Genomic DNA, 14,114 nt, shown 5'->3' with positions numbered 1-14,114 from the left:
CCAATAAAAATTTAAATATTTTATGATGAAAACTAAAAATTATGAGATTTAAAGTAATCATTTTAATAATTTTTTTGCTTGGGTGTTTTTTACGTTTATATCCATTTGACACAAACTATAGAATCATGTGTGAACCTGACTCATACTATAACTATCGTTTGACTGATAACATATTAAAAAATGGACATATGGGAAATATATTAAAAAATGGAGATTCGTGGGATATTTATTCTTACTATCCTACTGGTAGAATTGTTGATTATCCTCCATTACTTCCTTGGGTAACAGCTGTATCATATAGAATCCTCAATTTTATTTTTCCATCATTACAACTACTTCAGCTATGTTTTTATTTTCCAGCCTTTATTGCACCTCTAGCAGGTATAATATCCTTTTATTTATTTCAGGACGATGATAAAGTAACTGGAATCTTAGCAGGATTATTATTGGTAACAAATCCCATATACACGGTTAGAACAAGTGCTGGAATTTTTGACACTGACATGTTTTATGCTATTTTCCCACTCCTTACTTTATATTTCTTATTAAAAGCTAAAAACTCTAAAAAATTTATGTATGTAATTCTAGCTTCTTTTTCAGTAGTTTTGTTTTCACTGACTTGGGAAGGTTGGACATACATCTATTATTTGTTTACAATTTCATGTTTTTTAAATTTTGTTAAAGAAAAAAGAAAATTTGTTATATTGTTTGTGGTTATCACTACAATCCTACTTATCTTGATTCATGGTGTCAATTCTTTGATTCCTCCATTTGGATTTTTCATGCCAAAATCTTATTATCCAAATATTTATGAATCAGTGGTAGAATTGCAGAAGCCCTATGGGCTAAAATTCATTTGTATCACTTTCGCATCAATCTACTTAATAATATTATTTGCATTTTTATTTTACAAAAGAAAAATAAAAATAGACAGCTTATTATTTTTAACATTGATTCTTTGGGTAATTACGGGAATTTTATTATATGTTCAGGCAATTAGATTTATTATTTGGCTTGCAATATCATTATCACTTATTGTAGCCATTATTATTAATTATATCGGAAAATTATTTATTAAAAAGAAAAAAACTGGAAAACATGTAATTTTGTTGTTTGTTTTATTTCTTCTTATTTTACAATGTGGAGCATCCTTAAATAAAGAAAAGGCCATCATAAATAAAGATCAAGTTGCTGCAGCAGAATGGATTAAAAACAACACACCCCAAAACTCTGTAATAATATCAGATTGGTCCTATGGTTATTTTTTAGAAACTTTTGCACAAAGACCAGTATTAGTTGATGGTGGATCACAAAATACACCACGTATATATTGGATATGCAAAGCATATGCAACAGACAACGAATATTATTCTTCCAATATTTTACAACTCTTATCTTCAAGTGGTGATTCTCTGATTTATTCATTGCAGAACAAGACTGGTGGTAGGCATGTAGAAATTCTGGACGAAATACTAAAAATGGATAAAAACAATACAACAAAAATTTTAGAAAATTATATGAGTAAAAAGGATGCTGTAAGTTTTTTAAAAAATAAATGTTCTGAACAACCAAATATACTTATCTTTACAAGTGATAGAGATGTAGAAGTAGGTTATTGGTATTTCTATTATAGTAATTGGAATTTTAAAGCTGGTAAAAGCAAGGAAATATTATATATTTATCTAAAAAAAGAAAATGCTTACAAAAACCACGTTGTTTTAGATTTAAATCATAAAAGAGCATTGTGGAATAAAAAAGCTCCTCACTCTTTTATCATTGTGGATAGAAACATAAAAAAGGTAATAATAAATAAAGACAGTAATTTTTCTATAATTTTCATTTCACCAGATAAAATATTGATAATTGATAAAAACTTTGAGAATTCTATGTTTGTAAAATTAGTTATTTTAAAGCAGCCGACGAAATACTTTAAACCAATATATAGGAACAATTCTACGGTAGTTTGGCAATTAGTAACTAATTCATCTTATTTTTGCTCCTAAGCCTTCTAACAATTTTTTAACATTTTGATAATATTTTTTATCCAATACTTCAAAACGTATTGTTATACTTACCATTCCTTGTGGTATTTGCTCTCCTTTATATACATCTATAATTTTGGCTGATATAACTCCCTCTTCATTTTCAACAACTTTTGCAATTACGTTTGGATCACATTTTTCAGGGAAAATTGCAGATATATCGAATTTTTTTGTTCCAAATTTTTTAATTTTCCATTTCTGCAATTCTTTTTTATTGAGTATTCTTATGTTTGAAGTTTTTAATTTTAGAGTCATTTTTCTAGATTTTAAAACTACAAAATCAGGAGATACTTCCTTTAAAATCCCAACATGTACTTTACCAGAATATATGTGTTTTAAACCAACTTCTTTACCAACAGATTTTTTAAGTTTCTTAATTTCTTCATTTAATGCTGCTATTGCTTTATCAGATCTTCCTAAAGCAGATTCAATATCATCTAAATTTTTTGCTGCTTTTCTAACTTCCTCTATAAATTTTTCTTTTTCATTGTTTTCAATGATGTTGTTCATTTTTTTTGCTATATCTATGAAAAGCTTTCTAACTTTTTCACCTTCCTTATTTTCATGCTGAATTGAAAATGTTAAATGAGGATTCTGTGCAACTATTCTGGCAATAGTATCTACCATAAGATTATATATAGGGCTAGCAAATTTCCTTGATTCTTTTATATTTATTTTAAGTTTCTCTATAGTTGAGGCTATACAAATATAGGCAAAATGTGTCAGAACTTGTATTACACTCATCATTTTATCATGTTTTTTTGGCGTAGTTACTATTACTCTAGCCTTTTTTTCTTTTAAAAAATTAATAACTTTATTTAAACATTTAGATTTCCTTATTGGTGTTAATATGACAACTTGTCCATCTAAAGACGTAATACGTGGTCCAAACATAGGATGTGTCGGTAAAACCTCAACATAATTAGGAACGTATTTCTCCATAGCTTTAGCAGGTTTTTCTTTAATAGATGTGACATCAAGAAGTAAAGAACCTTTTCTTAAATGAGGTGCAATTTCTTTAATAACTTTAACCGTACTTGCTATAGGTACAGAAACAATGACTATATCTGAACTCTTTGCAGCATCTATATTATTCTCACAATATTTTACTCCCATTTTTTTAGCTACTTTTCTTCCATATTCATGATCTCTACTTGTTATGGTGACTTTAAAACCTTCCTTTTTTAGAAATTTTGCTATCCATTTACCTAAACCTCTGCTACCACCTATCACTGCCACTTTTTTATTTTTCATTTTTTCTCACACTACTGCCTATGAATCCTCCAATTCCACCTAAAAACATGCTTAATAAACATATCAGCATAAAACTTAAACTAAAAGTTAAGAAATCTGGACCAAGAGATCTTGAAATCCAGTCTGGTACTTCAGGAATTTGTATGAGATGAAAAAAGAAATATATCATTCCTAAACACAATGAAGCAGTTGCTCCTATTCCACTATTTTTCTCTTTAGAGAGATAAGTACTTAAAAATCCCACAATTATCAATACAAATATTTTGTCAAATAAAAATGAAAAAACAATTCCAATTATTAATGCTGTAAAGATAGCTGTTCCTGTATCATATTTTTTCATGAATACACCTCAAAAATTATCCTGAAGCACTCATTAATTTTTTCATGAAAGATTCATGGTCAAAATTTGGGAGTACTTTTTTCCTTAATATTTTATCTACACCTGAACCATATTGGACTGCCTTCTTTGGTCTCATTGCTATGTATTCGGGCACTCCAAGTTCAATAGCAATTTCCCGTAATATTCTTTTCCTAAGGATATCGCTTGGATCCTTTATTTTATATTTTATAGGTATTTGAACTGCAACTTTTATCACATCATAATCAAGGAAAGGTACACGAAGTTCAATTGAGTTTGCCATTGTAGCAGCATCATCTCTCTCAAGGTTTACATGATACATGTTTTTCAAGTCATGGAGAAGTGCTTCCTCAAGTTTTCCTTCTCTTAAAAGCCGTTTGTAACGATAATATCCTGCAAATAATTCATCAGCTCCTTGGCCAGAAAATATAACTTTATATCCATCAGATGATGCAGCTGCAGATGCAATGTAGAGAGGCATTGCCACTCCGATTTTCATTATATTATATTCCTCGATAGCTGTAAGTACTTTTGGGAGCATTTCCTTTACAACATCTTTTTCAATTTTTAAAACTTTAAGTTCCATATCTAAATCTTTTGCAGCTTTTAATGCGAATTTAAGATCTTGGGAACCTGGAACTCCTACAGTATAAAGTTTAACATCAATATATTTATCAAGAAGAATTGCTAGTAATGTACTGTCAACACCACCAGAAAATACTAATGCTGCCTTATCGATGTCTCTAGTTCTTTTTTCAACTGCAGAAATAATGGATGACTTAAGCATATTTTTCAATTTTTCTAGTTTAATATTATTAAGAGGTTTTGGTTTTGGAAGATCTTTAAGTTTTACAAGCTTATTATTTATGAGAGCATGTCCTGGTTTAAGACTTTTTATATCTTTCAAGCCTATTTTCCATAAAGCTTTTCTTTCTGAAGCAAATGCTGAATCAGAGTAATAAAGTGGTTTAACACCTACTGGATCACGTACTAATGCGATATTTTCACCATCAAAATAAGCAAATGCATAATCTCCATCTATTTTGTTAACAGTCCATTTGAGAGCATCTTCAATATCTCCACCATGTTTCTCAATAAGGTAAAGTACTGTTTCTGCATCTGAATTTGCCTTAGCATAAAGTTCTTTGTAATTATAAATTTCACCATTGAACACTAAGACACCTTTTCCTGTGATTGGCTGGGGACCTCCAATTATTGAAAGAAGATTATGACCAAGGGCTAAATTGCTGGAAGGCGGAGCTTCTTTCTCCTCCACTTTTTTATCATAAATAATTTTTACTTTGCTATCATAATAAATTCCTGTTGCATCAGGTCCTCGATGCTTTAAAATTTTAAGCATTTTTTCAACAATTTTTTTTGCATTTTTTCCAGAAAAACCTGCAATCCCACACATATGTGACCATCATAGTTAATTTTTGGTGATTAAGGTCTGTGCCACATTTCCATTCTCTTTTCTTTTTTACTTTCATATTTTTTTATTAATTTTTCCACATTTTCAATCTCTTTTTTTAAATGATAAATTGGACGTTCCGATTCAAACCAAGATTTTATTGCAGATCTGACTACCTCTGCAAATGAGATACATCTGCCTTTACGAGCAAGTCTTTTCCTAAAATTTTGAACTTTCTTATATGTATCATCATTAAATGTTATACTTAACTTTCCATTCAGTGATAATGTATCTTTATTTTTTGTTTTGAAAAAATCCAGATCAATATCTTTCCTTGTAACATACTGCTGTACTATATAATCTACAAGTTGCGAAATAGATAACCAACCACAAGGTATTTTTAAAGCATCTTCACCTTTTTTTAGAATTTCTAATTTTTTTTTCTTAGTACAAAGTTCATGTTCTAAATTGATGACTTTTATAAGTCTGTTACGCCATTTTTTTGGCACAGCAACCGTTAATCTTTTCAAGAAAATCTCTCCAAATATTTGTATTCTCAAATAAAATATTTTTTGGTGATTATTCTATATATTGTTTAATCAAGAATAAAAAGCTGTAAATAACAAAAATAACAAATTTAACTATATTTTTATTTCAATCGATCGCTTAACTTCTTTTTCAAGAATATCAAGTATTTTACCTCTAATTTCCAAAAATTTTTCATCTAATCTGTCCCTTGGTCTTTTTAGATTTACTTCAAATATTTTTAATATTCTTCCAGGTCTTGCACTCATAACAGCTACCCTGTCCCCAAGAAAAACAGCTTCATCAATATTATGTGTAACAAAAACAATTGTTTTACAAGTCTTTTCCCAGATATATGATAATTCTTTTTGTAAGAAATTTCTTGTCTGCATGTCTAAAGCTGCAAATGGTTCATCCATCAATAATACTTTAGGATCATTGACTAAGGCTCTAACGATTGCAACTCTTTGTTTCATACCGCCTGACAATTCATAAGGGTATGCATCCTTGAAATCTTGTAGATCCACAAGCTTAAGATATTCTTCGGCTATTTTACGTCTCTTACTTTCAGATATTCCCTGAATTTCTAATGGAAACATTACATTTTCTAGCACAGTTCTCCATGGAAATAATGCATATTGCTGAAATACCATACTACAGCTAGATTTATGATTTCCTACCTTTTCACTGTTGATATAAACTTCTCCAGACGTAGGTTTTTCTAATCCAGCGATAATTCTTAACAATGTTGTTTTTCCACATCCTGAAGGTCCTACAATGCAGAAAAATTCACCATCTTTTATTTTTAAATTTATATTATCTAGAACTTTAACGTTTCCAAATTTCTTTGAAAGGTTCTTAACAATGATCATGTTGTTTTTCCTCTCCATTTAAATTCTCTTTTTTCAATTTTTGCAAATATAGTGTCGATTAAAAAACCTAGTATTCCTATTGTTATGATACCTACAAGCATAGTTCCAGTGTCCATGAGCCGCATAGAATCCATGATCAAATAACCCAATCCTGATTTTGCGGCTATCATCTCTGCTGCAACAGTACACATAAACCCTATACCAAATCCTACTCTCATACCTAATACAATTCCTGGTAGGGAACCTGGTAATACTACTTTAGTTAATATTTGTTGTTCATTGGCTCCTAAGACATATGCACTTTCGATGAAAACTTTCTCAACGCCCTTAACAGCGTCAACTGTATTAAGCAATATTGGGAAAAAAGAACCGATAAATATTATAAACACTTCTGATTTAAGACCAATACCAAACCATATTAATGCGAAAGGTACCCAAGCTAAGGGAGGTATGGGTCTTAATATTTGTATGAGGGGATTAAAAATATTTTCAATTGTTTCTGACCATCCTATTCCAATGCCTAATGGTATTGCAATTGCTGAAGCTATTAAAAATCCTAGAACGACTCTCATTAACGTATTATATGCATGGACAAATAATTCACCATTTTTTATTAGAGTATAAAATGAAATAAGAACTTCACCTGGGTTTGGTAAGATATAATTGGGTATTATATTTGTGAAAGTTAACAATGACCATAAAATTATTACCAACAATGGGCTCAAAGTCATCTCTAAATATTTTTTCACTAACAAACCTCCAAAAAAATGCTTAAAAATAAAAAATTAGGAAGAAGGAAGATATCTTAAGTCAAAAATATCTTCTTTTGTAAGATCTTTTTTGATGTAACCTATTTGTTTCAATATCTTAACAAATTTCATTATATTGTCCTGAGATGGCACTGATGTATATTTGATATGGGTCATGGCTTCTTTCTCAACATCTACTGGTGTTCCTAATTTTTTGGAAATTATTGATGCAACTTCATCTTTATGTGCTATTATGTAATTTGTTGCTTCTACATGAACTTTCAAGAATTTTTTGACAATTTCTGGATTGTTATTTATGAAATCGTCTCTAGCTATTACAACACAACATGGATGGTCCTTCCATATTTCACTTGAATACATTAGTACATCTCCATAACCTTTCATTTTTGCCATTGTAACATAAGGTTCCCATGCAATAAATGCATCTATTCTACCTGCCTGTAAAGCTTTTGGCATCATAGGTACATCCATTTCAACAATGTTTACATCCTTTGGATCTATGTTATGTTGTTTTAGTACCATTTTTAATAAAACATCTTGAATACTACCTTTCATTGGTATTGCAACGGTTTTTCCTTTAAGATCACTGATGCTATGAATTCCACTTCCTTTTTTAACTACAATTCCTGAACCTTCTTCATTAACAGCTGCAATTATTTTTACAGGTACACCTTTAGATATTGATGTTACAGCAGGTGGTGTTCCTACATACCCAATATCTATCTGTTTTGATGCAATAGCCCTCATAAGTTCTGGTCCGGCTTTGAATTCTATTGTTTTAACCTTTATCCCTTCCTTCTCGAACATCCCTTTTGCCAATGCAACATACAATGCTGCATGATGATCACTTTTTAAATGTCCAATGACCACTTCTCCTTTTGGCTGTGCTGTGTAGTTGTAAATTCCATAGACAGCTATTATCACTGCTATTATTGCAATTACCACTAATATTTTCTTATCCATATTTATGCCTCCATTTTTGAACAAGCATAATCTTTGAATAAAAATATCCACAATTTTTACATTATAAATTTTTCTATCTAATATAAGGAAAAAGTTTTTATATTAGTAGAAAAAACTTTATTTTTTCACCGAGGTGGGAAAAACATGAATTTAAAAGCAGTAATAGTGTTTTGTATTTTGCTGATTGTATGTTCTGTTAGTTCAGTTACAGCTGCAAACAATGATGAATTCATGATTAAAGATGTAATAAATGCATCATATAGTGTGAAATATAGTATAGAAAACATGCATAAGGTGCCTAAGACAATTAACATTTCAGAAGTAAATGTTACATCTGAACAATATTTATATTTGAGCACAAAATGTGTAGTAAGTTTATACAATGGCAAAAATGAAGAAACTAAAATAAAAAGTTTCAATGTTTCTAGTCCTATAAATCCACAGGGGGCATGCATACAAGGCACATTATCAAAAATGGAATATATAAATATTGCCAAAAGAATTCAATCATTTGTTGAAAATAATTCCAGAGCTCCAAATTATGCTAACAGTAAGTTGGGGAAGATATCATACCACACATTACTTTACCTCTTTGCTAATATATGCATACTATATGATAAAGAGAAAAAGTTGCCAGATTATGTCACATTAACTCCCATTATCAATGTGGCTATTTATAATGGTACTGATGCTTTAGATGAAAGTGTCAATGGGATAGTCCAATGTCTTTCAACAACAAACACTGAAAAATTTATAGTTACATTCTCTAAGATAGATAAAATAACCTATGACACTCTTAGAGATTTTGATGTTTTGATAATGCCTGGTGGAATCTCAGGAAGATCTTACATTAAAAATGAAAACATCTCAGAAGCTGCAATTAAAAATTTTGTTTATAGTGGGAAAGGTTATATTGGTATTTGTGCTGGAGCATTTGCAGCCTCATCATTAGTAGTAACAGAAGATGATTATTACAATGGTTGGGGATTAGCTAGAGTAACATCACAGGCAACATCTTATATTGGTAACATTACTGTGAAAATTACTGAAATTGGTAAAGAAATTTTAGATTTAAATGGTTGTTTAACTTTATGGTTCTGGAATGGTCCAGTAATGACTGGATCAACAGCACTTGCAACTTATTTAGATAGATATTCAGGGAACGCAATTATAGTTGATAATTATGGTAATGGAAGAGTTGCATTATTAGGTCCACATCCTGAATTAAATCCTCAGATACCTAACATTATCCTAAATTTAATAAAGTGGGTATCTAAATGTAATGAAAATATATCTAAGTTTTCAATAACCATAACCAACAAAGGTTCAACGCCAACAACCATTAAATATTATGTAAGTGTTTATACAGACACAATAAATGGTTCAAAAATCTTTTATAATGAATATTCACTAACCTTAAACCCAGGAGAAAAGAAAGTTATAATTTTAGGTGATTATCCAAGTAGTTATGCAGTGAGTACGACTCTCATTCTAACGAATGTTAAAAAAAGTTACGTGCCTATCAATTTACAGTTGAAATATAGTATAGGTAATTGCAATCCACAAATAGTTGAAATAAATAAATATATCGCTCCAGGAACATTTGTTAAAGTCGTTAGATATACAAGCCGTGGAAATTATGTAGACATTTGGTAGATTATTTCTTGTTAAAATTTTTAACTTTATCGACAAGAAAATCTCTAGGAATACTGTCTTTAGGCTAGTTTTCTCTATGAAGGAAGCTCTGTGGAGTAACTCATCTTATATAAGATATATATGAATATAAGAGAAGATAACTGAGTGACTACAGAAAAGAGGGCTAAAATAACCAGTGAAATCTCATATAAAAACCCCATGATGAAACTTCCTATAAACCATGAAATACCAAAAATCATGTGAAATGTTCCAAATGCTGATCCTCTTTTTTCTTTTGGACTTAATATTGTAACCATAGATCTCATTATTGATTCATTAACACCCATGCCCATTCCCCAAAGACATATTCCAATAATTACTAAAATACTCCCTCCAAGAAATGTTAAAGGTGCAAAAAACGATGATAGAAGTATGGATACAGCTAAAATTACTATTCCAAATTTATCAAACATTCTTCCAAATATTAAAGCTGATATACCATCGATAGCCATTGCTAAACTAAACAAAAGCGGAATAATTTCATCTGAAAATATAAAATTTTGTTTTATGTGATATGCTATTAGTGGAAAATCCGCAAATCCAAGAGCTATTAGTGAAGCTGCAGCTACATATATCCAATATGCTTTACTCATTGATTTTATACCAATTTTTGTTTCAATCTCAAGTTTTTCAGGTTTTGGGTATAAAAAATAAGAAATTATTAAAATTGAGATACATAATATAGCTGGCAATGCTAAAATAATAAAACATGTTTTGTAACTTCCTTTTAAATATAAAACTGTAAACATGATAAGAGGTCCAAGAACAGCGCCTATTTGATCCAAAGCTTCATGTATACCAAAGCCCCATCCCCTTCCTGTATGTGCAGTAGCATAAGATAACATTGCATCTCTAGGTGGAGTTCTAATGCCTTTTCCTATTCTTTCTGCTATGAGAAGCATTGTTGCAAGTTCCCATCTATTAACAAATGCTAAAAGAGGCACTGCAAACAAATTTATGAAATATCCTACAAAAGTTATACTCCAATGTTTTAATGTTTTATCACTTAAATATCCTGATAAAAATCTGACAGCATATCCTGCCAATTCACCAAATCCAGCAGTAAATCCTACAATTATAGCACTTGCACCTAAAAGTGCTAGATATTGTCCTGCAATTCCTTTTGCACCTTCATAGGTCATATCTGCAAATAAACTTACGATCCCCATGAGGATTATGAATTTCTTGGCGTCATTCATGTCTACACCTCTCTCAACAGTATATACCAAATTCACTTTTATAAAAATTTGTATTTCTGGAGGTGAAAGTTTTGATAAGAAAATGTCCAGAATGTAAAGGGAAAGGTTATATTGTAGTAAACTATAAGATTTGTGAAGCATGTGGTGGAACTGGTTATAAAGACTTTGAAAACGTGAAAGAACATGTTAAAGGAATCCCAAAAAATACTTTAGAAAAATTTGATTTAGACGAAGAACATGGGATTCCCTGTGATGTATGCGATGGTAAAGGTGAAATAGAAGTGCGAGAAACTTGTAAAAAATGTAAAGGCAAAGGTGAAATAAACGTATGTCCAAAATGTGGAAAAATTATTAAACCTGGCTTAGAATATTGTTCAGACTGTAAAAAAAAGACTTCAGTATATGTTTTACATCCTGCATGTGATATAGAGGATGTTGAAGCTAAAAAAATATATAGAGGAGAAGTTGGAAGAATAGAAAGATATGGAGTGTTTGTAAAACTTAATGATCGTGTTTGGGGATTAATGAAAGATGTAATACCTCAAAATTATGAAATAGGGCAAAAAGTATTTGTGAAAGTTTTGGATGTAAGGCCACATAAAGGAGAGATTGACCTTCAACCAGTAACCCTTACTAAACCTTATGAGATAGTTAAAGTCAAAAAAGAAATTGAAAGGACAAAAGCAAAAGATATCAATGAAAAATTAATAGGTAAAACTGTGAGGGTTGTAGGGGAAGTTATACAAGTACAGCAGACTTCAGGACCTACACTCTTCACAATAGCAGATGAAACTGACACTGTTTGGGCAGCTGCATTTGATGAACCAGGTATAAGAGCCTATCCACACATCAAAACAGGTAATATTGTTGAAGTAATTGGCACAGTTAATCAGCATGGAGGTAAAGTGCAAATAGAAGTAGCATCAATGGAAAGATTAATTGGTAAAGATGCTACACGTGTAAGAGAATTAATAAATGAAGCTATTGAAAAATGGGCTGAACCTCAATACATAGAGTTATATGTAAAGAGCGATGTTCTTAATAAACTTCATCCAAAACTTGTTGATGCAGCAAGAACAATAAGACGGGCAATATTTGATGGTAGACCCATATTGGTTAGACATCATGCAGATGCAGATGGAATATGTGCTGGCGTAGCAATTGAAAAAGCAGTGTTACCATTAATACGCAAAATAAATCCAGATCCAGAAGCAGAATGGCATTGTTTCAGAAGATCACCTAGTAAGGCACCATTTTATGAATTGGAAGACGTAGTTAAAGATTTATCTATGGCATTGGAAGATTGTGAAAGGTATGACCAAAAGTTACCATTGCTAATTCTACTAGATAATGGATCCACAGAGGAAGACCTGGTTTCTTTAATGAAAACAAAGGTATATGACTTAGAAACAGTGGTAGTGGATCATCATTATCCAGGAGAAGTTGTTGATGGTAAAGTTATAGTAGATGATTATGTGGATGTACATGTTAATCCATATTTAGTTGGAGGAGATTCAGAAATACCTGCTGGGGCATTAGCATCTGAAATCTCAAAAATGATTAATCCAAAAATAAAAGACATGATTTTACATATACCAGGAATAGCAGCTGTAGGTGACCGATCACAATCTTTAGAAGCAGAAAGATACATAAAACTTGCAGAATCCAAGGGATATAGTAAAAAAGATCTTGAAAAAATTGCAGCATGTTTAGATTTTGAGGCATTCTATTTGAGATTTAGAGATGGTAGGGGTATAATTGATACCTTATTAGGATTTTCAGGTCTTGATAAACAACGAAAATTAGTGGAAATCGTGTACAATGAATATAAACGAAAAGTTAAAGAACAATTAAAAGCTGCTTTACCACATGTAAAATCACGTAAATTACCAAATGGTATTATTTTAAATGTTTTAGACGTTGAAAAATATTCACATAAATTTACGTTCCCTGCTCCAGGTAAAACATGCGGTTTTGTGCATGATCATTTTGTACAAAAAAAAGGTGAAAACACTCCGATTGTTACATTAGCTTATGGACCTGATTTTGCTGTTGTTAGGTCTACAGAAACTGTATACAAAGAAATGGGTTTTAACTTAAATAAAGTTATTTCTGAACTTAAAAAAGAAATACCTGAAGCATCAATAGACGGTGGCGGACATGAAGGCGTTGGTTCTATGAAATATGTGGAAGGTCTTTCTAAAAAAGTTTTAGAATCTTTTGCAAAAAAGATAGCAGCTTTGAAACCTTAAACTTCTAGATTTTCCACATACTTACAAAATTTTTTTATTGGACATTTTTCATGTTTAGGATTAGTTGGCTTACATATATTCTTTCCAAATTCTACAAACAATTTGTTAACTTCTTTCCAATAATCTCTTGGTATTATTTTCCTGAGGGTTTTCTCTGTTTCTTCAGGAGTTTTTGTATTAACTAATCCGATTCTATTTGCAACTCTATGAACATGTGTATCTACAGGTATTGCATCCTCATTAAATCCATAAACTAACACACAATTAGCAGTTTTTCTTCCAACTCCTGGCAATTTTAGAAGTTCTTTTAAATTTTTAGGTACTTTACCATCATATTTATTTATTAAAATTTTAGATATTTTCTTAATTCTTTTGGCTTTAACTCTGTAGAATCCTACACATCTTATTAATTTTTCAAGATCTTTTTCTTGTGCATTAGCAATTTTTTCTATGGTATCATATTTAGAGAATAATTTTTTTGATGCTTTTTTTGTATTTTCGTCTTTTGTACGTTGTGATAAAATAGTTTCTATCAACACTTTATAAGGATCTCGTTGTTCAATTTTCTCAGGATATAATTCTTTTAATTTTTTTAAAATAATAGTAATCATTTTTTTATTTTTCATACTCATCTCTCAAATTTTTTTGAATCAAATTTTTCCTGTTTTGAAAAATTAAAATAATTAATGGTTTTAAAAAATTATTCTTTGACATTAACACTGATCCTAAGTAAAGTAAAGACTATATAACATTTTATTTCTCCCCCCGGCATG

The 14,114-nt window shown here is 30.5% G+C and carries 12 protein-coding genes; 3 read left to right on the top strand and 9 right to left on the bottom strand.

Annotated elements, in window-relative coordinates:
* Positions 1 to 41 precede the first annotated feature (41 nt).
* The gene (locus ACZ5LY_RS01670; protein WP_464577751.1) at positions 42 to 2,003 is read left to right on the top strand and encodes an STT3 domain-containing protein; all 1,962 of its coding nucleotides are present in this window, start codon (positions 42 to 44) and stop codon (positions 2,001 to 2,003) included.
* Here ACZ5LY_RS01670 and ACZ5LY_RS01665 read toward each other — a convergent pair.
* The 7 genes from ACZ5LY_RS01665 to ACZ5LY_RS01635 form a co-directional block, all read right to left on the bottom strand.
* Positions 1,983 to 3,296 carry a prephenate dehydrogenase gene (locus ACZ5LY_RS01665; RefSeq protein WP_464577750.1) on the bottom strand — a complete coding sequence of 438 codons (1,314 nt, stop codon included), beginning with the start codon at positions 3,294 to 3,296 and terminating at the stop codon, positions 1,983 to 1,985. The genes ACZ5LY_RS01670 and ACZ5LY_RS01665 overlap by 21 nt on opposite strands.
* A complete protein-coding gene (locus ACZ5LY_RS01660) occupies positions 3,286 to 3,636 on the bottom strand; it encodes a hypothetical protein (RefSeq protein ID WP_013413698.1) in 351 nt (116 codons plus the stop codon). The genes ACZ5LY_RS01665 and ACZ5LY_RS01660 overlap by 11 nt, the downstream gene beginning before the upstream one ends.
* A 16-nt stretch (positions 3,637 to 3,652) precedes the next feature.
* The gene (locus ACZ5LY_RS01655) at positions 3,653 to 5,068 is read right to left on the bottom strand and encodes a DUF7411 family protein (RefSeq protein ID WP_464577749.1); all 1,416 of its coding nucleotides are present in this window, start codon (positions 5,066 to 5,068) and stop codon (positions 3,653 to 3,655) included.
* Between the two features lie 29 nt (positions 5,069 to 5,097).
* Positions 5,098 to 5,595 carry a hypothetical protein gene (locus tag ACZ5LY_RS01650; RefSeq protein ID WP_013413696.1) on the bottom strand — a complete coding sequence of 166 codons (498 nt, stop codon included), beginning with the start codon at positions 5,593 to 5,595 and terminating at the stop codon, positions 5,098 to 5,100.
* A 111-nt stretch (positions 5,596 to 5,706) separates the two neighbouring features.
* Complete coding sequence (locus tag ACZ5LY_RS01645) at positions 5,707 to 6,462, bottom strand: ABC transporter ATP-binding protein (RefSeq protein WP_013413695.1); 756 nt, start codon at positions 6,460 to 6,462, stop codon at positions 5,707 to 5,709.
* A complete protein-coding gene (locus ACZ5LY_RS01640) occupies positions 6,459 to 7,211 on the bottom strand; it encodes an ABC transporter permease (RefSeq protein ID WP_013413694.1) in 753 nt (250 codons plus the stop codon). Before ACZ5LY_RS01640 ends, ACZ5LY_RS01645 begins: the two co-directional genes overlap by 4 nt.
* A gap of 36 nt (positions 7,212 to 7,247) precedes the next feature.
* Positions 7,248 to 8,195 carry an ABC transporter substrate-binding protein gene (locus tag ACZ5LY_RS01635; RefSeq protein WP_464577748.1) on the bottom strand — a complete coding sequence of 316 codons (948 nt, stop codon included), beginning with the start codon at positions 8,193 to 8,195 and terminating at the stop codon, positions 7,248 to 7,250.
* A gap of 144 nt (positions 8,196 to 8,339) precedes the next feature.
* On the opposite strand from ACZ5LY_RS01635, the gene ACZ5LY_RS01630 reads away from it, so the two are divergent.
* Positions 8,340 to 9,851 carry a BPL-N domain-containing protein gene (locus ACZ5LY_RS01630; protein ID WP_464577747.1) on the top strand — a complete coding sequence of 504 codons (1,512 nt, stop codon included), beginning with the start codon at positions 8,340 to 8,342 and terminating at the stop codon, positions 9,849 to 9,851.
* Between the two features lie 74 nt (positions 9,852 to 9,925).
* Here the strand turns inward: ACZ5LY_RS01630 and ACZ5LY_RS01625 are convergent, their stop codons facing one another.
* Positions 9,926 to 11,089, bottom strand: a complete 1,164-nt coding sequence (locus tag ACZ5LY_RS01625) for an MFS transporter (protein ID WP_464577746.1) — start codon at positions 11,087 to 11,089, stop codon at positions 9,926 to 9,928.
* A 71-nt stretch (positions 11,090 to 11,160) separates the two neighbouring features.
* Here ACZ5LY_RS01625 and ACZ5LY_RS01620 point away from each other — a divergent pair, with 71 nt between their 5' ends.
* Positions 11,161 to 13,341 carry a DHH family phosphoesterase gene (locus ACZ5LY_RS01620; RefSeq protein WP_013413690.1) on the top strand — a complete coding sequence of 727 codons (2,181 nt, stop codon included), beginning with the start codon at positions 11,161 to 11,163 and terminating at the stop codon, positions 13,339 to 13,341.
* Here the strand turns inward: ACZ5LY_RS01620 and nth are convergent.
* On the bottom strand, positions 13,338 to 13,967 hold the full coding sequence (nth, locus tag ACZ5LY_RS01615; RefSeq protein WP_464577745.1) for an endonuclease III: 630 nt from the start codon (positions 13,965 to 13,967) through the stop codon (positions 13,338 to 13,340). The two genes, ACZ5LY_RS01620 and nth, sit on opposite strands and share 4 nt — an antisense overlap.
* Between the last annotated feature and the right edge of the window lie 147 nt (positions 13,968 to 14,114).

The organism is Methanothermus sociabilis (assembly GCF_055392295.1).
The sequence above is the reverse complement of the archived record's forward strand: the minus strand, read 5'-3'. Positions and strand labels throughout refer to the sequence as shown.

What these genes read in the sequence shown, in the direction of transcription:
- ACZ5LY_RS01635 (WP_464577748.1), bottom strand. Translation starts at nt 8,195, where the DNA reads ATGGATAAGAAAATATTAGTGGTAATTGCAATAATAGCAGTGATAATA.
- nth (WP_464577745.1), bottom strand. Translation starts at nt 13,967, where the DNA reads ATGAAAAATAAAAAAATGATTACTATTATTTTAAAAAAATTAAAAGAA.
- ACZ5LY_RS01645 (WP_013413695.1), bottom strand. Translation starts at nt 6,462, where the DNA reads ATGATCATTGTTAAGAACCTTTCAAAGAAATTTGGAAACGTTAAAGTT.
- ACZ5LY_RS01670 (WP_464577751.1), top strand. Translation starts at nt 42, where the DNA reads ATGAGATTTAAAGTAATCATTTTAATAATTTTTTTGCTTGGGTGTTTT.
- ACZ5LY_RS01630 (WP_464577747.1), top strand. Translation starts at nt 8,340, where the DNA reads ATGAATTTAAAAGCAGTAATAGTGTTTTGTATTTTGCTGATTGTATGT.
- ACZ5LY_RS01625 (WP_464577746.1), bottom strand. Translation starts at nt 11,089, where the DNA reads ATGAATGACGCCAAGAAATTCATAATCCTCATGGGGATCGTAAGTTTA.
- ACZ5LY_RS01655 (WP_464577749.1), bottom strand. Translation starts at nt 5,068, where the DNA reads ATGTGTGGGATTGCAGGTTTTTCTGGAAAAAATGCAAAAAAAATTGTT.
- ACZ5LY_RS01665 (WP_464577750.1), bottom strand. Translation starts at nt 3,296, where the DNA reads ATGAAAAATAAAAAAGTGGCAGTGATAGGTGGTAGCAGAGGTTTAGGT.
- ACZ5LY_RS01660 (WP_013413698.1), bottom strand. Translation starts at nt 3,636, where the DNA reads ATGAAAAAATATGATACAGGAACAGCTATCTTTACAGCATTAATAATT.